The sequence below is a fragment of the Paenibacillus rhizoplanae genome (assembly GCF_042684125.1).
GTDB lineage: Bacteria > Bacillota > Bacilli > Paenibacillales > Paenibacillaceae > Paenibacillus_AQ > Paenibacillus_AQ rhizoplanae.
On the sequence record NZ_JBHUKY010000011.1, the window covers coordinates 60,146 to 80,218 of the forward strand.

The window sequence follows — 20,073 nt, forward strand, 5'->3', positions numbered from 1 at the left end:
TCAGCAGGGCTTTATCGCTTGGGAAAATGCTTTTTTCTGCTTTTCATTCTGCATCGAGTCATATTCCACATTGTCCATCGTTTTGAGATTATTCTCCTTCACACTCACTTTCACCTATTCATTACTGAATATCACCATGTATGCTATCCTCTCTAATCAGCCTTTCTAAAGATTATCTAACGGAGGAAACAGGATGTCTAAATCAATTGAATTTATTTTGAGAGATGAGATTTTTGCTGAGCTTGACATCCAGTATCCAGATGACCACGATACCCCTTTGTTGGATCAAGGGATCGATTCGGCGGGCTTCATCAAGCTTATTGTTTCAATGGAATCGAAGTTTAATATCTCGATCCCTGATGAGGATCTATTGTTTGAGAAGTTCTCCACGGCGGGATTAATCCTTAATTATTTGACCGAGAAAACGATATGATGACTATCATTCAACGTTTATTCATGGAGGCTTGTGATCGCAAGGATCATATTATCCTTCAAGATCTAAAGCAGCAGTGGACTTATGCGGAAGTGATGACAGAAGCATACTTAATTGCTCTATATATCCAAAAGAACTTTGAGCTTGAGGCCGGTAGCCATATAGCGGTATACACAAATAATGAGCCCTTGTTCATTACTGCTTCGCTTGGCATTCAGTTCAGCGGTCATGTACTAATACCGGTTCCTTACTCGGCATCCCTAACTGAGATTGGAAATATTTTACAATCCAGTGACGCCAAGCTGGTTATCAGCAAATATGCACAGCCTGCACGGTTAAATTGTGATATTCATTGGGTTACCGCTCAGGATTTCTCGCAAGAACCGGTGCCTTCGTTTGAATCGATCTCGCTCACGAATCCGTCCGATCCCAATTCATGTGCTATTCTCCTTCCTACATCGGGCACAACCGGACCATCTAAAATCGTTATGTTATCCCATGAGAATGTATTAACGAATGCGTTGGCACATGGCGAAAAGGTTGGGTATACGGATCAAGATTCGTTTCTTGTAACGATGCCCGTTCATTTCAGTTCTACGATTGTCACCCAATTGATTTCTTGTATGCTATTTGGAACCCGAATTAGGCTTATCAGCTTGCCCTTGCTGCCGCGCACAGCGTTTAGACTGTTTCAGGATAAGGCGGTCACGGCATTCTCAGCGGTTCCTACGCAATTGATGCACTTTATTTCCGATTATCATCAAACAACCAACTGGAGTGCCTTTGATTCCATTGAATTTATTGTTATAAGCGGTGCGCCGATTCCCGCGAAATTAGTAGACCAGCTTCAGACTGTATTTCCCCAAGCGGACATTATTCAAACCTACGGATTGACAGAAGCTTCTCCGCGGGTGAGTATGATGGACCGGGGAGACCGCTGCTTATCCTGTGGTTCACCCATCAGTGACGTTTCTATTCGGCTTGTTGACGAAGATGAGAATGAGGTTGAAGGAGCTGCTGCCGGAGAAATTTGGGTCAAGGGCCCAAATGTGATGCTCGGTTATTACAACAACCCGGAGTTAACGAACGTTACCATTGTTGATGGTTGGTTAAAGACAGGAGATCTGGGATATTGGAATGAATCAGGGTGTCTCATCATTACAGGCAGAAAGAAGAATATCATTATATCCGGCGGTATCAATATCTATCCGGAAGAAATTGAGGAGTTTTTATATGGCGTGAAAGAAGTGGAGGAAGTCATGGTTGTTGGTGTGCCCGATGATCTATTAGGCGAAGTACCCATCGCCTTTCTGAAAGTTAGTGAAGAATGTCTGGTTGATATAGATGCGCTGACCAAACATTGCAACTTGCATTTGTCCTCGTATAAGGTGCCTAGGCAATGGAGGATTATCAATGAAATTCCAAAAACAAAAACAGGAAAACTGGACAGGGCAAGTACGAAGCACTTATTGCTAAAGGAGTAGGGGTGAACGAAAAGTTGAAGAATACAACTCAAACCTTGGGCAGCGGAATATTGCCGGTAAGTTATCCGATGATTACAACCTATACGCAGCATGCGCATCTCTTGTCCATACTTACCCATTACGAGTGCGCACACCCATGGATATTCAGCAATTATATTCAATTATTTATTAACAAGGATTATAAACATAATTGGGGAGATTTTTATTTCCCTCTGACTTATGAGCTGCGGCCTTCAGATGCATGCAAATGGATTACTACTCAGAAGATACATAGGGACACTGTAACAACTAAATGGGACTCTGTTATTCATTTTATTATAGAAAATATTAATGCTAATCATTATATCCACACCATGGTGAATTATTTCAACGTGCCCCTAAGCGATCGATATCATAGACTCCATTTGCATCATGACATATTTGTTTACGGCTATGACTTAAATAGAGAGATATTGTATGTTTCCGATTTCTTTAAGAACGGCGTTTATAGTCAAGCTGAGATATCATTTGCCGATTTCAATCTTGCGTTCAACACTAATCATCTAACAACCAATCATGATTATCTTAGAGAAATGGTGTATCTGTATAAATTCAACGAACAAAATCAGGATAATTTCAGTGCAGATACCCTAGTGAATTCTATAAGAAATTATTTCACTAAGAGAACGCCGGAATATTGGGAGATGTTCAACTATGGCGGCGACAGGGATAATCTTGACTTTGGCATGCAAATATACACAACTCTATTTAATTATGTGAAAGAGACCTCAGAAAATAAGTCTAAGCTTGATATAAGACCCTTTCATTTACTTTATGATCATAAGAAGATAATGACGCTGAGACTCAAGTATTTGTACGATAACCGGCATCTTATTAACTTAAATCAAGAGCATATTGATGAATTCACAGCCATTGAAGTTAAGGCGAAGATCCTTGTGAATGTAGCGTTTAAATATAATTTGACAAGGGATATGAGTATTTCAGAAAGCTTATATAGGCTGATAACGAATATAGAAAATGAAGAATCAATCTTCCTTGAACGATGGCTTGAAAAGGTAGGCATCCCGAAGCCGGTGGTCTTCTAGGTATATATATGGAGGGAGTGATGCTGGGATTATATGCTTTGTTATACAGCGTATTGAATAAGCTCACACAGTTCCTGCTTGTTTGACAAACCTTAGGCAATGGGGGGATCTTTATTTTCATTGTATTAACAGGAGTCGCAGGCTTCATCGGTTCCAACCTTGCCGAGAGGCTGCTGCGGGAAGGACATACCGTTATCGGGGTCGATAATTTTCTGACCGGGTCCACTGTCAACATGGACAATCTCTTACGGTCGCCAAATTTCAAGTTTATCGAGCATGACGTCATTCATCCGCTCGCCGTTGAAGGCCCGGTCGATTGGGTGATGCATTTCGCAAGTCCTGCCAGCCCGCCCAAATATTTGTCCTATCCGATCGAAACGATGAGGGTCAACAGCGAAGGGACGATGCATCTGCTGCAGCTGGCCAAAGAAAAGCAGGCCGCTTTTTTCCTGGCTTCAACAAGCGAGATCTACGGTGACCCAACCGTTCACCCTCAGCCGGAGAGCTATTATGGCAACGTGAATTCGATTGGAGCAAGAAGCTGCTACAACGAATCGAAGCGGTATGCAGAGGCGATCACCTACTGGATGAACAGGAAATACGGCATACCGGTAAGAGTCATTCGAATCTTCAATACATTCGGCCCGAGGATGGATTTATATGACGGACGTGTCATTACCAATTTCATTAATCAAATCATGTCCAAGCGCAACCTTACGATTTATGGCGACGGCAGACAGACGAGAAGCTTTCAGTATATCGACGATTTGCTGGAAGGGATTATAAGACTGCTGGGCACCACGTATGAACAGCCAGTCAATTTGGGGAATCCGCAGGAAGTCACCATACTTGAAGTCGCCCAAGTCTTGAAGGAGCTCATGAAGTCGAGCGCGCAGATCGAGTTTCTCCCGCTGCCGGAAGACGATCCTAGGAGAAGGAAGCCGGATATTACCATATCAAGGACGATTATGGACTGGGAACCGGCGATCGGTTTGCATGATGCACTCGCTAGAACGATCCATTATTACCAAGGTCAATATATCCATTAAACGGGAGGTACCTATGCAAGAACAGATCATAGCGATGATAAGCGAAATCAAGGACGACGCCCAGCTGGCAAACCGCTTGAACGAGCATTCCAGCATCATGGAAGACGGGGGACTAGACTCGTTACAGCTAATTACTTTCTTATTAAAGGTGGAAGAGCGTTTCGATATTGAAATCGATTTTGAACAATTCGACTTCGATTTTTTAGAGTCGGTTACAACCTTCTGCAATTATATCTCGGAGCTGCAGAAGACGGCATCTGTATGAACGATAGACACAAGGGCGTCCGGGAGCTTATGGATAAGCGGAAAGTAACGATTCTATGCTCGGGTTTCGGTCTGGGTTTCTATATTCCCGGCCTATTAGCTGCAAGCGGTTTCAAGAAAAGGGATATCGCGACGGAAGTGCTCGTGTTCGAAAGCTATTTGGAGCAAGACAAAAGGGATCATATTGCAGACAGCAGGAAGGCTTACCACAATAATTTCGCACTTGCCAATTTTTCGGCTCGAATGCCGATGGATATTCGGAGCAGCCTTGATTATGCCCAGGTAGAGCTATTGCTGGAGGCGTGGAAAGCGGAAGGACGGTACGAATTCATATCACTATCCGGACACTGGGGCTATATTCTGGATTTGTATAGGGAGAAGATGCTGCCGAATCCAATTCATGTAGACCTGCTCTACGTCGATTCAGATCTGGCCCCGTCTTGGAAGAGCTTGAAGAAGTTTCATCCCCGGTATGATGAGCATTATTACAATGCTTGTCTCTATGACACCGATAAGATGGAGATTCGATGCGAAATCCCGGTTCCTCTGGGTACGCCAATCCCCTTCGAATCAAGGAAGCGGCGGCTTGTTGTTCATGGCGGTGGCTGGGGGATGGGCACTTATCAAAGTAAAGTTCCGGAGCTTTCCAGCCATAACTATGGGCTTGATATCGTAGCTTACGACTGGAAGGAAGCGAAGCCCGATCCCGATCACCGGTATTGGATGAACGATCCGGATTGGTGTTCATGGGTGAAGAGCGGAAGCGGCCTGCACGAGTTCCCGCCGTACATTGAAATAGCGGGAGAAGATACGAAATCATACGCCGCTAAGGCTGATCATCATTGGTTATTTGATGTCGCTTCGGAGGCGATGGCTATCGTGGCCAAGCCGGGAGCGGGCACATTGATCGACTCGCTTGCATCCGAAACCCCTCTTATTCTGCTGGAGCCGTTCGGTAGTCATGAGCTTAGTAATCTGGAATTGTGGGAGTCGCTTGGGTTCGGAATACGCTACGAGAAGTGGCGGGAGATGGATTTTTCCGTAGATGTCCTTAAGGAGATGCATCAGGCGATCAGGAACAGGCCCGGAGAACGGACGAATTATGTGGATCATTATTGTTCGAGAGTCGCGTTAACGAAGAGGTAAGATTTCAGTGGCAGAAGGGGTTATGCTATGAGCGTAAATAAATTGAGCGTTGCCCAGGATACGATAAGCTATCCAAGATGGATCGTCTTGCAACTGCTGGAGGAATGCAATCTGCGATGCAAGATGTGCTATGAGTGGGGACTCGAAGGGCCCTACAAAAGCAAAAAAACATTATCGCAGCTGGACCCGGATCTGATCAAAAAGATTATCGTGGAGTGCAGCCCCGGCAAGCCGTATTACGATTTCTTCGGCGGCGAGCCGCTGATGTACCCTTGGCTGAGCGACATTCTCGCCATGATCAATCATTATGGGAGCATAGCGGACTTCCCTACGAACGGCACATTGCTTGAGAAGCATGCCGAGATGCTTGTCGAGACTGCGCCCAATAAGATCTGGGTGTCACTCGACGGCCCTGAGGAAATCAACGACAGGCAGAGGGGCAAGGGCGTATTCAAGAAAGTGATTAAGGGGATCGAGAAGCTCTATGAGCTCCGGCAAAGCAAAGGCAAGCAATTTCCGAAGATGGGTGTATCCTTTATCATTACGCCCTTGAACTATATGTACATCGAGGAATTTTTCTTTAAGCATATCGACTTGTCGATGCTGGACCATATCAGTATGGAAGTGCAGCTCTATGCCACGGAAGAGCAGTATGCCCAATATGTGGATGTTCTTAGAGAGGAATTCGATGTGCATGAAGCTCCGTATGCCAAGGGGATGGTCTGGCAGGACATCAGTTCGTTCAGCCAGATCGATATTCCCGAATTGACGAGACAGCTCAATAATGTTAAAGCGTATTGCTTGAAAAACCGTATTCATGTGATCACTTATCCGAAGACTACAGATGAACTGAATTTGCACAACTACTTCTCGGGGCAATTCCAGCAGATGGCGGATAAGCGAAGACAGTGCTCTCTTCCATGGACGTATGCTGAGATTACGGCAAGGGGCGACGTTTCGCCCTGCCATGCCTTCTATGATTTGACCTTCGGCAACGTAAATGAAGAGAATTTGGTGGATATCTGGCGCAGTGACAAGTACAAAGAGTATCGCGCGTATATGAAAAAAAATATGCTGCCGATTTGTACGGCTTGTTCAAGGTATTATATCTACTGATTCATGTGAATGACCTATTACGTTTAAGAAGGGTGTGTTGATATGAATCCGAAATCTGAGATTAAACATTCCGCAAAGGATTTGCAAATTTTGAAACGTACTATCAGGAATACGATGGAAACCAAGCGGAACATTGAGAAAATAGCGGGTTACGCGACACCGTTGCCAGAGTCGGTCGGGATTAAACTGACGAACCAATGCAACTTGCGCTGCAAGCATTGCTATCAATGGAACGACACCGGCTACCATCACTTCATGACACCGGAGCAGCAGCGGGAACAGCTCGACTACGGGCTGCTGGAGAAGCTGATCCTTGAGACGGAACCCGCCAAGTCGAGACTCTATATCTGGGGCGGTGAGCCGCTTGTATACAGCCATTTCGACCGGTTGGCCGATTTGCTTGAAGCCCATCCTCGTGAGACAACGATCTGCACGAATGCGGTGCTGATCGAGCGAAAGCTGGACGCCTTGCAGAGAATCTCCGATAACCTGGAGCTGCTCATAGCGCTTGACGGATTCGAAGAAGAGAATGATGCGCTTCGCGGCAAAGGAGTATTCAACAAGGCGATAGATGCTATCCGGATGCTTGTCGAGCTGCGCAAGGAGAACCGGTTCAAAGGCAAAATTTCGATCCATACCGTTGTTAACGATGGCATGACCGACAAGCTGTACGATCTGCTGGACTTTCTGGAGGGCGTCGGCGTAGATCTGGTCATCGTCTGCTTCCCGTGGTACATCTCGGATGAATGCTCGCAGGGAATGGACGATTACTTCGACCAGAAGTTCCACTTCCTTCCGGCGAGCGAACACAAGGGTGAACGAAGCTGGCACGCTTTCAACTATAAGCTCGATCCGGAGCGTATTCCTGCTCTCATGAGCGAGTTGGACCGGGTGAATCATCGGGTCTGGAAAATGCGTTTGCGCTACCAGCCGAATCTGGATCAAGACCAGATCGAAGATTTCGTGCTCGGCAAAGAGGTGAAGGGTAAAGGTACGATGAACAAGAAGTGCCTGGCGCTCTCGAACCGAATGGATATTACGCCCGATGGAACAATTATCGCGTGCAAATTCTTCAAGGAGTTCGAGATCGGCAAATTACATGAAACGTCTGTACAGGAATTATGGCATAGCATGACCTACAGAAGAATAAGGGAAATGATGGACGAACGACTGACGCCGGCATGTTCCAAGTGCAGTGTCTTGCATTTGCACGGTGTTTAACGATTCTAAATGAACATAAATGAGGTGCACCAGTGAGCATTATCCAAGTGGAACGCTTATCCAAAAGCTTCAAATACTACGAAAAAGAATTGGGGCTCAAAAAATCGCTCAAAAATTTAGTGAAACGGAAATCTTTGATCAAAGAAGCGGTTAGCGAAATATCACTTGTCATCGAGCAAGGTGAGATGGTCGGATTCTTAGGCCCGAACGGTTCCGGCAAAACGACTACGCTTAAGATGCTGTCCGGGATCTTGTATCCGACAAGCGGGCAGGCGACGGTATTAGGCTATGTCCCTTGGGAGCGAAAAAAAGAATTCAAGATGCAGTTCTCGATCGTGATGGGGCAGAAATCGCAGTTGTGGTGGGATCTACCGGCGAACGAATCGTTGTACCTGAACAAATGCATCTATGAGGTCGAGGATAAGCCCTACAACCTTGTCCTGGATGAGCTTACGGAGATTCTTGACGTAAAGGACCTGCTCAACATTCAGGTGCGGAGGCTTTCGCTGGGGGAACGGATGAAGATGGAGCTTATTGCGTCGCTCATCCACCGGCCCAAGGTGATATTCCTGGATGAGCCTACAATCGGACTTGATCTGATTTCGCAGAAGCGCATTCGGGAGTTCCTGAAGTATTATAACCAGCAGACGAAGGCAACGGTCATTCTGACCAGCCACTACATGGCGGATATTGAGGATCTATGCAAACGAACGATCATCATCAATCAAGGGAAGATCGTATACGACGGCGATCTCCGGCGTGTGAACGAGCTGTTCCATGCCAAAAAGATCATCAAGCTGCAATTTACGGACGAAGTACCGAGGCAAGCGCTGAGCGACTATGGCGTTATTACTCAACATGACGGCCTGAATGCCGTCATGGAGATTGATAAGCATGACCTTCAGCGGCTCTCCAAGATGATGCTGGACCGGTTCCCGATCCTTGATTTCACAGTTGAAGATATACCTGTCGAGCGAGGCATCGAAAGCTTATATCAGAAAGATGGGGTCAGACATGAAAGCCTTGCAGAAGTATAAAAGAACGTACATTCTTGCGCTTCAGAATGAGATGGAATACCGGACCGATTTCCTGATGAGTATTATCAGCGGCGGCTTCATCATACTCGTCCAATGCTTCCTCTGGACAGCCGTGTTTCGCAGTTCACCGCAGGAGATTATTAACGGCTATACTTATTCGCAGATCATCATTTATTCCGTGTTGTCCGGCGTCGTCTCCAAGCTGGTTTCTGCCGGCTTCGAAGGGGAGATCGCGAGTGATATCAAGACGGGTGGACTGAGCAAATTTATCGCTCAGCCTATTCATTATTTCAGCTATCGGATATGCAATTTTTTCGGCGGGAAAACGGTTCAGACCGCGGTCGTCCTTGTCTTATTCGTCATCCTGATGATCGTGTTTACTCAGATTTGGGAGTTTCAGCTTAGAGCGGGGCAGATCGTTTTGTTCCTGGTCAGCATTCTGTTCGGGCTGCTCATCAACTTCCTGCTTTTTTATTCGATTAGTGCGCTCGCGTTCATTATTACTGAGGTTTGGGGCGTTTTTATCGCGTTCAACCAAGGCGTCTATCTGCTCAGCGGCGCCATCTTTCCGCTTAATATTTTCGGAGATACGTTTGCCAGGATTTCCAGCTATTTACCGTTTCAATATGTCGTATACTTCCCGGTTAAGATCATCAATGGGAGCTTGACGATTCATGAAATCGTGCCCGGGCTCCTCGTACAGGCGGTTTGGGTCATTGTGCTTATGATCATTTCCAAGTTGTCTTGGGATTCCGGGATGAAGAAATATGTAGCCGTTGGAGGTTAGATCTGTGAGTATCAGCTTGTCGGAGATTCGGAAGCATGTACGTATGTTTTTTATTTTTGCGAAGAACAGCTTGGTCGGTTACATGGAATACAAAGCGAATTTCTACTCCGGTTTGATCATGGAGACCGTATTTCTGTTGTCCAAGCTGATCTATATCATCTTCGTTTACCAGCTAGGGATCGAAATTAATGGAATTTCTCCTGACCAGATGATGATCTTCACCGGGACCTATACGATTATGATCGCAATCTATACAGGACTGTTTATGGATAACTTTTATAGATTTGCCGGCCATATCCGCAACGGGACGCTGGACTTGTATATGACCAAGCCGCTATCGCTGCAGTTCATGATTTCATTCCGGCACGTGAACTACGCGTTTCCGATCCCGAACCTGATCGCCGGGATCACGATGATCGTATTGGCCTGGCGGCGTCTTGGCATCGAGCCAAGCTTTATCCACTTGGCCGGATATATCGGCGTGATCTTGAGTAGCACGATCGTGACCTACTCGGTGCTTCTGCTTCCGCAGATTCTTGCCTTCTGGACGGTGAAGTCCGGTTCGATCTTCGACATATTGGACAAATGTTGGGATTTGAACAATATGCCGATGTACATATACCCCAAATGGCTGCGGAGAATAGGACTGTATGTCGTGCCTATCTTGTTTATCACCAACATGCCGTCGGTTTATTTGATCGACCGGTTGGACATGTTTCTTGGGATATGGATTTTTGTAGCTCCTGTATTATCGCTTACAGTGGTCAGGCTGTTCTGGAAGCTGGCCGTCAAACACTATGAGAGCGCCAGCAGTTAGAGAAAAGCTAAAAAAATTGTTAAGAGGGTGAAGCGGATGAGCAGGATGGAGCGCAAGAGCTTTTCGCCGCAGACAGAGGCCACCGTAAAGAAGCGGCTGCACAACGGGATCGAAATCTATCAAAACAACGAAGGCGAGACCGAGTTCCTCTACAACGAGATTTTCCACAAGGAGATGTATTTCAAGCACGGGATTACGCTCCCGGATGATGGAACGGTCATGGACGTCGGGGCTAATATCGGCATGTTCACCCTATATGTAAGCAGCAAGAGCAACTGCAGGGTGTATGCCTTTGAGCCACTGCCTCCGACATTTAAGCTCTTGAAGATGAATACGAGCTCGCTGCCTCGCGTAACAACGGTTAACGTCGGGCTATCCAATGAGATCAAGGAAGCGGAGTTTGCCTATTTCCCCACGATGTCCACGGATTCTGTCCAGATCAAATACCGGGAGAACCACGATCAGGATCTCCGGTACGGGTTAATCAACCATTACCGGGATCATTTCGCTGATCCGCGCATGCTAAACCGGTTTGTCGATCAACTTATGTCCCCGAAGCTCCTGAATGAACAAATCCATCGCTGCAAGCTAACTACGATCTCCGAAATGATCCGCTATTACGATCTGAACCCCATTGATTTGCTCAAAATTGACGTGGAAAAAAGTGAATTTGAGGTGCTGGAGGGCATCCTTCCGGAGGATTGGGGCAAAATCAGGCAAATTGTAATGGAGGTGCACGGACTGGACGGAGAACAGATCAGCAGGCTCGAAAACATCTTCCGCACTAACGGCTTCAAGGTCTCGATCGATTACTATGAAGACTTGAATATCCCAAATTACTTTAACGTGTATGCGTTGAATCAAATGCATATACAGGCTGGGTGATAGTCATGCTACAACATCTGCATGCAAGGTTGGTATGCTCCAGCTGCAAGGGTATGCTGGTCCAGTCGGAGGCGTTGCTGCAATGCTGCAACTGCGATGCGGTATATACGATCGATGATCGTTATGTATCGATGCTCGACCGGCGTGAGGAGGTTGTCCACCCGTCTGATTGGAAGCGTAAAGAGGGCGAAATTCGAGATTATAGCGAGATATCGAATTCCTTTGCGCTTTCCGGCATAGGCCGATTCGCAACCTTCTTAAACTATGGTTACGTCCCGCAAGGGAATGAGCAACATGCGGTGATCGAGCCCGACGATGTATGGAATAGAAATTCAGTCAAGCTGCTGCTCGAGACGGTGGGCAGGACGGCGATTCGGGAGCGGCAGGTTATCGACATCGGATGCGGCAGGGGAGGTAACATAGCAGCTTTGTATAAATATTTCAAGCCTCTGTCTATTGTCGGTCTCGACATCTGCCCGGCGAATATTGCGTATTGCAGTGTCAAATCCCGAGGGGTTGAAGCTTTCTATCTCGTCGGCGATGCGGAGAATATACCGTTTGCAGACGAGAGCTTCGATATTGTATTGAATATGGAATCCGCGCAAGCCTATCCGAACCGATCACGCTTCTATGAAGAAGTGTACCGGATAATGAGAGTTGGCGGTGTATTTCTGTATACGGAGCTGATGCTGGAAGATCAGGTAGCGAAGAATGTGAGGCTGTTAGAGGAAGCAGGTCTGTCTGTAATCCGCAATCAGGATGTGACTTCGAATGTCCTTCTATCATGTGATGAGAATGCAAAGCAACGTACTGGCCCACAAGGAATTGCGAATAATGCCAATGCGAGCATGAATAATGGAGATATCAGTGATTTCATCGCATTGCCCGGCTCGAAGAAATATGAAGAGATGAAGGCTGGGACGCAGCAATACCGTATGATGAACCTTATTAAGAGGTGACATAGCTTTAAGATCGACAATAATTTAGTATAGGAGAAATATTTTATGGATGAAATTATTTCCCTGGATACCTTTCAACCCTTCGACGGCATGATCAAAATGTTTCCTCGTCATAATTTTCCTTATTTTAGTTGCGACTACAATTTGTTTTTAACACTTGCCAATTATTTCGAAAAAGATGAGCTGCCAATTCTGAATAATGTCATTAGTATTTATAGGTTTGATAAACAAAAAATAAACACAAGAGGATATTTCAAGTTAGAAGTGTTGGAGCTCGGGGATGGAGATCAGATCCTTGAGGAAATGGGCATCTCTATCCGCAAAAAATCTCCTGCAATAGATTCTTTACAAGATGAGATCATGAACTCTATCTCTAGTGGTCATCCGATTTCCATTTTTATTGATTTGTTTTATCAACGCGGGAGAGACTTTTACTATAACAAAAAACATGGACTGCATCCTGTTTTTGTCTATGGCTTTAATCTATCGAACGGGGAAATATATACGGTTGATGATATTACAGAATACAGACAATATTCTCTGCCATTTTCAGAATTTAAATGTTCATGCCTGACATCGGAACACGTTAAGATGCCAAATTACTTTTGGGAATATGCACTAGTGTCCCCCGGTGATCATGAGATCTTGAACCATAAGAAGTCAGCACACACCAACATCAATAAATTTGTAGAAAATATGTTCAGGTATCAAAATGAAATCACGGAAAGCTTGAATAATATACTGTTGTTGGCAGAAAATTTCGAGCTCGTTCTAACCAATGAAACGATTATAGAAACACTAAGCAGTACTATTTATAGAAAATGTTCTGAGAAATACAGGTTAAATACGCTCTATAAGTACAGCCTTGATCATATCAATGCCAAAGATACGCTTGACCCGTTACTGGACCAAATTATTCATGACTGGAAGACGGTAAGGTTCTATTCGAATAAAGCCATCGTGTCCCAAACGTTCACTGGGGAAATCATAGATAAGTGTATGGGTTTATTCACAAAAATATATACGAATGAAGTGCATTTTCATCAGCAATTTTATTTAATGTTAAAGGCTGCAAGCTTGTAAAGCTGAACCAACAATAGGAGTCAGGTAAAATCACAAGATCAACAAAGTACCAAGACTTTTAGAGCCTTGGTACTTTGTTAAGAAGATATGCCCTCATGCTCATGAACCCACATGTCCAATCGCCGTCACAAAGAGGAATAGGAATACAGCCATAGATGTGTTAATTACTTCGAGTAGCATAAGTGGCTTAGACATTTTGGTCGGTGATTTAGGAAATATACCAGCTAAATCGATAATATACACAATAAAATATAAAACGGCGATAATTTGCGTGACGAGAATGGCATTAGAATGGGAAACGAGGAGGAGATAACACGCGATAAACGAAACGATGCCCAGTGAGATCAGAAACAGATTAAACCCCCAAAATAGAACCCCTGTTAATTTTGAAAAATCTCTATTTTCAATCGGCCCTCCCGGAACCAGTATCGTAAGTAATGTTACATTAAAAAACACCAGCAAACTTGCAAAAATCATGGTATCCTGCATCGTTAATTCTTCCTCTCCTCTTGTAGTCTCTCTAGACTAACAGATAGAAAAAAATTGTATTGTAAAAAATCAGCACTGATGCTCAGATGCTTATTGCTGCTGGTCATGCCATAAGTAAGCTAGAGTTAATTCATCCGGCAGATTGTTCAGTTCCTTAATCGTTTTACCAGCGAATTTTTTGGATGTTTTTATCAGATGGGACTGATCGTAGTAATGATACTGTATATCCCTTCTCAGCTCTTCATCCTCAACGTGTTTTCTGAATTTCATAATATCTCCATATACCTTTGGTGTCAGGCCGATATTTTTATTGAACAACCGTTCTATTGAACTGACTGAGGTACCAAAACATTTGGCCATGCTGACAATATTCAGGCGCTCATACTCTCGCTCCACATATGTCAGCATTTGCTCTATATATTCAGTATTCGTTTCATTGGACGCTAATTTATTCATCAAAAATTGGTTTATTGCCTGGATACGCTGCTCCGTATCTTTATAGATCATCATTAGGTATAATTCGTCCAAATCCGGGTCTACATCAGTGACCGGTGCAATTCGTTCTGTCAACTCGAGGCCAGGCTCGTGAAACAATTTTATAAACCCAAGCGGAGTTAATGAAATTCCTATCTGATTAAGATGTTGTCCGTATTGAACATGTTTAGCCTTTTTCATTTGACCAATCACTGCTACATCAGGGAATACCATTCCCTCCTCTTCTCCTACCAGCCTGTATGGAGACCCATAATTGAAAATAATATTGATATGCCCCAATGGCATAATAATATCTTTTCTATTTCCATCGGCAAGAAAACTAAAATCTGCGATCCAGATATAGTCCACAAGTTTGTATAAGACATTGTCAGGTTCAAAAGTTCGAATCATCGTAAGCATCTCCTTATACATCGGTCTCACAAGCCTTCTTGACCCTATCTTACTCCTTGAGAGGCCTAACTGCCTCATAAGTGGTGAAAACTTCTTCATACAGGAGACTTCGCGGGGAATTATATGAAATAAAGCACATATATCCTTTTTCCTGGAAACCTCAACTGAGAAGTGTGTCTATTTTCGTAATATATTAAAATCATTCGTGCATTACCCGTATTTAGACTTTCTCTTCCTGTTGTTAATATGAAAGCTATTACAGGCTAATCATCCGCTTTTGTGAATGCGTTTTCAAACATTGTCTGCCATTAGGTTCAGGGGAGGTGCAGGATTGACTGTCAAGCCAAACTTGGCGTAACCAAGGGTAAGAATCTCCATAAGAAAAGGAGTCAAACTTAGATGAACAGTAGAAAATATGTAATCAGCATCTCCCGCCTTCTCGTTATCATCATGTTGTTCTCCATCTTCACGTATACTCCCGTCCCGGCGGCTGCGGCTGGAGAGGAACCGTCCGTTGAACTGAACGGCCTCATTGCGCAAGCCGAAGTCCTAAAAACCGGTAATCTGGAGTTCCCGCTCCAAGTCAGCCAGTCGGTCTATGGGTCGGTCTATGGTTCCGATGTGAACCAGGCTTTACCATGGGTGCATGTTGACGAGCTCCAAGCTCTGAATGATGCGATTGAGCTCGCACGTAATGTGAACACTCCTGCCGAAGAAGCTATTGCAAGTCTTAAAGAAGCCATAATGAAATTTACTGCAAATATCAAATCTGACGGTTCTGATCCTTATTTCCGTCTTGATCCGGGTCCGGGTAAGGTTTCTGTAAAAGTTACCGCGCCTACGAATGCCTGGAAGGCAAGAACTCCGTTGGATAACCGTGTCCCGGCCGACTTTGCCGGTGGTTCATTCAAGACGATCCCGTATCCTTTTACAGATGCCCAGGGTAAAGCGGAAGTGCTTCAGATAAATTACGCCCACAATGGAAAAAGCACGTTCGGCGGCATCAGTCTCGAATCGCCGTTGTCCCCGGCCGTTAATGTCACAGCGGGATCAACGATTGAATTCGATGTCTACTATCCCAAGAGCGCGCAAGGCAAATTCATGAGATGGAGAGTCAGAAATACCAGCGATAACCTCGACAGCTACCTCAGGGAATACCAGTACAACAACCTGAATCCCGACTGGGTGGGCAGCTATAACGGCGAATCCTGGTTGAAGGTGCATCACAGCATTAATGCCTCAGCGGGCAATTCCTCGAACTTCATTCTGGAGCTTCATGGCGAGAATGCCCGTCCGGCAGAGACCGGTATGCTGCTTGTCGCCAACATTGAGATTACCGCACCTGACCCGAAAGGCGTTGCGCTTCCGAACGTAGTCAACAAGGAAAACCAGAGTGCCGTAGCGCCTCTAAAGAGTCTGTACAATAAGGAGAATGGCCTGTTCATGGTCGGCGCGATCGGCACCGGGCCCGTAACCGGAACCCGCGCCAATCACTATGAGATCTTCGTCGACGGCAACAATCTGAAGGCCGAGGGCACGCACCCCCGTGGTCCGGAATGGCTGAAGAACGTGAACGGCGAGGCCATGAACGGTGCAACCACTGCCCCTGGCTTAGCGGAATACAGCTTCCCTACCAATTCTTATCAGGCGATCCGAGATTCGGGAACTCCCGGACAGTACAAGTCTCACGGCCATGTTCTGGCATGGTATAACCAGGCCCCCGGTTGGATGGCGCAGATGATCCCTGCGAACCTTCCTTCCGGTTATAACGGCTCTGCCAATTTCTACGGACTGGGCAATGGCGTTACAACCACGGTTAAGGTAGACAAAGAAATGGCGAGAAGAGTGCAGTTCAACCATACGATGTATGTGATGCGGCACTTCCTGACCACAGATACGAAGTACGGCTCAAGCGAAGCCCGTGGCGTCATTCCCTTCAATTCCTGGGATGTACTCAACGAAGAGGTTCACGAGAGCCGCCATAGCGAACTCATCCCGCAGGATGCGAACAGCTGGAGAACGAGCCTGAAACACACCAACTGGCTTGCTGCCATGTCGGATGATCAGATTGGCGGCGACATCACCGACCATTACATTTACCTGCTCTTCAAAAACGCGCACATCGCGGCCCCCAATGCCAAGATGGCGGAAGCTTACAAAGCCAATTACGCTAACCTTCCAGAGTACATGAAGCTGGATGGACACGACACTAAAGGCAGCATTGACAGTTACATCGTTGACAATCCTCCGAAGCTGACCTACAACGATTACGGGGTTGCCACCCGTAGTAAAGCTAGAACCGTATATAACATGGTTCTTGAATTAAATACCGCATGGCGCTCCGATCCGCTGTATGATGGAAGACCCCTGATCGAAGACATCGGAATCCAGGGACATGACGCGGTGGGTAAGACCCTTGCAAGCGACAACCAGTATGCGATGGCTCTCTATGCCTCACTCGTTGACCGTGGTCTGCTGTCGGGTATTACCTATTCAGAGCTTGATCTTAAGGTGCCTACCGATGCCCCCGGAGGAGGCGCGACCGCTCCCGCAGTGCTCAATGTGAGACAGTCGGACGCCCTTGGTTATCAGTACGCACTGCTGTACAAAACGTTCAATAAGTTCGCCCCGTATATCGATCACATCATCAGCTGGGGCGTAACCGGTTCCGGATGGCAGGGAAGCTATGTCCTGTTTGACGGTCAGAGTAATGCGAATGCCGGTTACTATGGCGCTATGAAGCCGGACCGGTTCATTCTGGGACATTCGTATCTGGATGATTACTTTGCAGGCGAATTTCAGGCCATCGGGAATAATGCCATCGACCTTGGCGATCTTGGAGTCTATACACCTAATAGCGTGAACGCTGACCTCAGTAGCTTGTCCCTGAGTGCAGGCACACTAGAGCCAGCGTTCAACGCGGCCACCACAGAGTATGATGTGTCCCTGAAGGATGCCAGCAGCATTACCGTGACAGCGGCGGCGGCAGACAGCAGGTCAACCCTTAAAGTAAACGATACGGTGGTTGCCAGCGGTACAGCTTCTAAAGCTATAGAACTTACACCTGGCACTAAAACAAATATAAAGATTGAGGTCACAGGGGCAGACGGCAGGGTCAAGACTTACACCCTGAAAGTTACCAATGACAAGACGGAGACTCCGTCCACTCCGGAACCTGGAACACCAACTGCAACACCTGAACCAGCAACACCAGCGCCTGCAACGCCTGCACCTGGTGGAACCTATTCAACGTCTGCACCTGTTGCATCTGCAACACCGTCACCTGCAGCCCCAGTTGTACAGGGCCAGAAAGTAACCCTTCCGGCGACTGTGAACAATGCGACTGCATCAGTTAAGGTATCAGATCTGGCACGAGCAAAGGAATTCATCGAGAAAAATGTGACGCTGGACATCCCTGCCGTGCAAGGAGTGAATTCATACTCGGTAGGCTTGCCTGCCGCAGCGTTGACAAACGGAGCAAAGGATAACAAACTGACCATTTCCACTGAATTCGGTCAGGTTGTCATTTCCGGTAATATGTTGACAGGCACACCTGAAAGCAGCGGCAAGGAAATAGCGCTGGAGATTGGAAAAGGCGACAAGTCGGGGCTCCCTGCTGAAATGAAGGCGGCTCTAGGCGATAGACCGATCATTCAGCTTAGCCTTAAAGTGGACGGCAAAGAAACAGCCTGGAGCAATCCCGGTGCACCTGTAACCGTATCCGTGCCTTACCAGCCGTCTGCGGATGAATTGAAGAATCCTGAAATGATAGTTATCCGGTACATGGATGAAAGCGGGAAGGTGATGACTGTACCAAGCGGACGTTATGCTTCCAAGACTGGTATGGTAACCTTCACAACTACTCATCTCGGCGATTTCGCAGTAGCTTATGTATCCAAGACATTCACAGATCTCGGAAAGGCAGCATGGGCCAAGAATGCGGTCGAAGTCCTTGCATCCAAGGATGTTCTCAAGACTGAGGGCGGTGAATTCCATCCTTCAACGGATATCACCAGAGCAGATTTCCTGTACTCCCTGGTTAGAGCACTTGGCTTGACTGCGAAGGCAGATGGCAATTTCAGCGATGTACAGAAGAATGCTTACTACTATAATGAACTTGCCATTGCGAAGGCGCTTGGGATTACGAATGGCCAGAACAACGGCAGCTTCGGCAGCGATCAGAAGATCACCAGACAGGACATGATGGTGTTGACCGAACGGGCTTTGAAGCTGGAGAAAAAGCTGAATACCCAGGGTACGGCTGCGGATCTTGAGAAATTCTCTGATAAGTCCAAGGTGGCTTCCTATGCGATGGGCAGCGTAGCCGCCATGGTGAAGGAAGGGCTTATCCAAGGCGGCGGTAACAAGATCAATCCGGCCGGCAATACCACCAGAGCAGAAGCGGCGGTATTCCTTTACAGATTGTATAATAAGTAAAAGCTTCTTGTAGGAACAAGATATGCCCAAAAGACCGCACTCCTTTGCCGGGAGGGCGGTCTTTTGGCGTTTGAATTAAAGCAAATGTCCGCCAGACACTTCAATGTCCTGGGCTGTAACCCACCCGAACTCATTGGACAACAAGCTCACAATAACCTTCGCTATATCTTCGGGGTGGCCGATTCTGCCAAATACAGATTGCTCAGCCAGCGGCTTAATGAATTCGGGATGTTTATCGAATACACCATCGCCGAAATTGCTGTGCGTAGGACCAGGTGACACGGCGTTGACCCGAATGTGGCGAGGTGCAAGCTCCTTGGCAATATAGCGGGTCCAAGTTGAGAATGCTGCTTTTAACGAGCCATAGACGGAATAGCCCGGAAATGATTGAGTTTTGGATGAACTCGTGGTATTTACAATAGCTCCGGCGTCCTCTATGAATCCGGCAAGCTGTTGTGTTAGAAAAACAGGTCCTTTGAAATTCGTATTCAGAATCTTGTCGAAATATTCTTCACTCATCTCATTGAACAGCATAGGTCCGCCGATACCGCCATTATTCACCAAGTAATCAAAGCTTGTCCGGTTCCAAATGTTCTGGAGACTCTCTTTCACTTCTTGAATAAAGCCTGCAAAGGTTGATATCTGCGTCAGATCCAGCTTCAGTGCGACTGCCCGGACACCTGCATTTTTCTCAATTTCCTTAACAACATCTTCTGCACGTTCCTTGTAGGAATTGTAGGTGAGAATGACGCTAATTCCGCGCTTGCCAAGCTCCAGCGCCGCCGCTCTTCCAATGCCATTACTTCCACCCGTTACTATCGCAATTGTCATAAAATCCTCCTTGGTTTGTGTTCGGCCTGGTTCTAATTGTAGCCGCAGCTGACGGATCAAAATAG

18 protein-coding genes are annotated in these 20,073 nt (G+C 46.3%); 15 read left to right on the forward strand and 3 right to left on the reverse strand.

Translation table 11 applies throughout. From position 1 onward, the window contains the following. Positions 1-193 precede the first annotated feature (193 nt). The 14 genes from ACFSX3_RS03910 to ACFSX3_RS03975 all read left to right on the forward strand — a co-directional run bounded on the left by ACFSX3_RS03910 (position 194) and on the right by ACFSX3_RS03975 (position 13,366). Positions 194-433: a phosphopantetheine-binding protein gene (locus ACFSX3_RS03910; protein ID WP_209992019.1), complete on the forward strand. Its 240-nt coding sequence runs from the start codon at positions 194-196 to the stop codon at positions 431-433. Then, positions 430-1,917 (forward strand): class I adenylate-forming enzyme family protein, encoded by a 1,488-nt coding sequence (locus ACFSX3_RS03915; protein WP_209992018.1) that lies wholly within the window; start codon positions 430-432, stop codon positions 1,915-1,917. Before ACFSX3_RS03910 ends, ACFSX3_RS03915 begins: the two co-directional genes overlap by 4 nt. Positions 1,918-1,919: 2 nt before the next feature. After that, the gene (locus tag ACFSX3_RS03920) at positions 1,920-3,002 is read left to right on the forward strand and encodes a hypothetical protein (RefSeq protein ID WP_209992017.1); all 1,083 of its coding nucleotides are present in this window, start codon (positions 1,920-1,922) and stop codon (positions 3,000-3,002) included. A gap of 119 nt (positions 3,003-3,121) precedes the next feature. Further along, positions 3,122-4,051 carry an NAD-dependent epimerase/dehydratase family protein gene (locus ACFSX3_RS03925; RefSeq protein WP_209992069.1) on the forward strand — a complete coding sequence of 310 codons (930 nt, stop codon included), beginning with the start codon at positions 3,122-3,124 and terminating at the stop codon, positions 4,049-4,051. Between the two features lie 13 nt (positions 4,052-4,064). Further along, complete coding sequence (locus ACFSX3_RS03930; protein WP_036730883.1) at positions 4,065-4,316, forward strand: acyl carrier protein; 252 nt, start codon at positions 4,065-4,067, stop codon at positions 4,314-4,316. After that, positions 4,313-5,461 (forward strand): UDP-glucuronosyltransferase, encoded by a 1,149-nt coding sequence (locus ACFSX3_RS03935; RefSeq protein WP_379312627.1) that lies wholly within the window; start codon positions 4,313-4,315, stop codon positions 5,459-5,461. The genes ACFSX3_RS03930 and ACFSX3_RS03935 overlap by 4 nt, the downstream gene beginning before the upstream one ends. A 27-nt stretch (positions 5,462-5,488) precedes the next feature. Next, positions 5,489-6,577, forward strand: a complete 1,089-nt coding sequence (locus ACFSX3_RS03940) for a radical SAM protein (protein WP_209992016.1) — start codon at positions 5,489-5,491, stop codon at positions 6,575-6,577. Between the two features lie 90 nt (positions 6,578-6,667). Continuing rightward, entirely contained in the window at positions 6,668-7,798 is a 1,131-nt protein-coding gene (locus tag ACFSX3_RS03945; RefSeq protein ID WP_379257995.1) for a radical SAM protein, read from the forward strand. A gap of 32 nt (positions 7,799-7,830) precedes the next feature. Beyond that, the gene (locus ACFSX3_RS03950; protein WP_209992014.1) at positions 7,831-8,835 is read left to right on the forward strand and encodes an ABC transporter ATP-binding protein; all 1,005 of its coding nucleotides are present in this window, start codon (positions 7,831-7,833) and stop codon (positions 8,833-8,835) included. Beyond that, positions 8,813-9,622 (forward strand): ABC transporter permease, encoded by an 810-nt coding sequence (locus ACFSX3_RS03955; protein ID WP_379257993.1) that lies wholly within the window; start codon positions 8,813-8,815, stop codon positions 9,620-9,622. Before ACFSX3_RS03950 ends, ACFSX3_RS03955 begins: the two co-directional genes overlap by 23 nt. A gap of 4 nt (positions 9,623-9,626) precedes the next feature. After that, complete coding sequence (locus tag ACFSX3_RS03960; RefSeq protein WP_209992012.1) at positions 9,627-10,439, forward strand: ABC transporter permease; 813 nt, start codon at positions 9,627-9,629, stop codon at positions 10,437-10,439. A 36-nt stretch (positions 10,440-10,475) separates the two neighbouring features. Then, entirely contained in the window at positions 10,476-11,324 is an 849-nt protein-coding gene (locus tag ACFSX3_RS03965) for an FkbM family methyltransferase (RefSeq protein ID WP_209992011.1), read from the forward strand. Between the two features lie 5 nt (positions 11,325-11,329). Further along, positions 11,330-12,283, forward strand: coding sequence for a class I SAM-dependent methyltransferase (locus ACFSX3_RS03970; protein ID WP_209992010.1), 954 nt, complete (start codon positions 11,330-11,332; stop codon positions 12,281-12,283). Between the two features lie 45 nt (positions 12,284-12,328). Beyond that, positions 12,329-13,366 carry a hypothetical protein gene (locus tag ACFSX3_RS03975; protein ID WP_209992009.1) on the forward strand — a complete coding sequence of 346 codons (1,038 nt, stop codon included), beginning with the start codon at positions 12,329-12,331 and terminating at the stop codon, positions 13,364-13,366. Positions 13,367-13,465: 99 nt separating this feature from the next. Here the strand turns inward: ACFSX3_RS03975 and ACFSX3_RS03980 are convergent, their stop codons facing one another. After that, complete coding sequence (locus ACFSX3_RS03980) at positions 13,466-13,855, reverse strand: hypothetical protein (RefSeq protein ID WP_209992008.1); 390 nt, start codon at positions 13,853-13,855, stop codon at positions 13,466-13,468. A 90-nt stretch (positions 13,856-13,945) separates the two neighbouring features. After that, entirely contained in the window at positions 13,946-14,740 is a 795-nt protein-coding gene (locus ACFSX3_RS03985; RefSeq protein ID WP_209992007.1) for a helix-turn-helix transcriptional regulator, read from the reverse strand. A gap of 399 nt (positions 14,741-15,139) precedes the next feature. Here ACFSX3_RS03985 and ACFSX3_RS03990 point away from each other — a divergent pair, with 399 nt between their 5' ends. Further along, positions 15,140-19,177, forward strand: coding sequence for an S-layer homology domain-containing protein (locus tag ACFSX3_RS03990; protein ID WP_209992006.1), 4,038 nt, complete (start codon positions 15,140-15,142; stop codon positions 19,175-19,177). Positions 19,178-19,252: 75 nt separating this feature from the next. Here ACFSX3_RS03990 and ACFSX3_RS03995 read toward each other — a convergent pair whose 3' ends face one another. Next, positions 19,253-20,008: an SDR family NAD(P)-dependent oxidoreductase gene (locus tag ACFSX3_RS03995; protein WP_209992005.1), complete on the reverse strand. Its 756-nt coding sequence runs from the start codon at positions 20,006-20,008 to the stop codon at positions 19,253-19,255. Positions 20,009-20,073: the final 65 nt, after the last annotated feature.

Bases quoted from the DNA above. Each gene is read 5' to 3' on its own strand.
- ACFSX3_RS03910 (WP_209992019.1), top strand. From the start codon at position 194: ATGTCTAAATCAATTGAATTTATTTTGAGAGATGAGATTTTTGCTGAG.
- ACFSX3_RS03915 (WP_209992018.1), top strand. From the start codon at position 430: ATGATGACTATCATTCAACGTTTATTCATGGAGGCTTGTGATCGCAAG.
- ACFSX3_RS03930 (WP_036730883.1), top strand. From the start codon at position 4,065: ATGCAAGAACAGATCATAGCGATGATAAGCGAAATCAAGGACGACGCC.
- ACFSX3_RS03935 (WP_379312627.1), top strand. From the start codon at position 4,313: ATGAACGATAGACACAAGGGCGTCCGGGAGCTTATGGATAAGCGGAAA.
- ACFSX3_RS03940 (WP_209992016.1), top strand. From the start codon at position 5,489: ATGAGCGTAAATAAATTGAGCGTTGCCCAGGATACGATAAGCTATCCA.
- ACFSX3_RS03955 (WP_379257993.1), top strand. From the start codon at position 8,813: ATGAAAGCCTTGCAGAAGTATAAAAGAACGTACATTCTTGCGCTTCAG.
- ACFSX3_RS03965 (WP_209992011.1), top strand. From the start codon at position 10,476: ATGAGCAGGATGGAGCGCAAGAGCTTTTCGCCGCAGACAGAGGCCACC.
- ACFSX3_RS03970 (WP_209992010.1), top strand. From the start codon at position 11,330: ATGCTACAACATCTGCATGCAAGGTTGGTATGCTCCAGCTGCAAGGGT.
- ACFSX3_RS03975 (WP_209992009.1), top strand. From the start codon at position 12,329: ATGGATGAAATTATTTCCCTGGATACCTTTCAACCCTTCGACGGCATG.
- ACFSX3_RS03980 (WP_209992008.1), bottom strand. From the start codon at position 13,855: ATGCAGGATACCATGATTTTTGCAAGTTTGCTGGTGTTTTTTAATGTA.
- ACFSX3_RS03985 (WP_209992007.1), bottom strand. From the start codon at position 14,740: ATGATTCGAACTTTTGAACCTGACAATGTCTTATACAAACTTGTGGAC.
- ACFSX3_RS03990 (WP_209992006.1), top strand. From the start codon at position 15,140: ATGAACAGTAGAAAATATGTAATCAGCATCTCCCGCCTTCTCGTTATC.
- ACFSX3_RS03995 (WP_209992005.1), bottom strand. From the start codon at position 20,008: ATGACAATTGCGATAGTAACGGGTGGAAGTAATGGCATTGGAAGAGCG.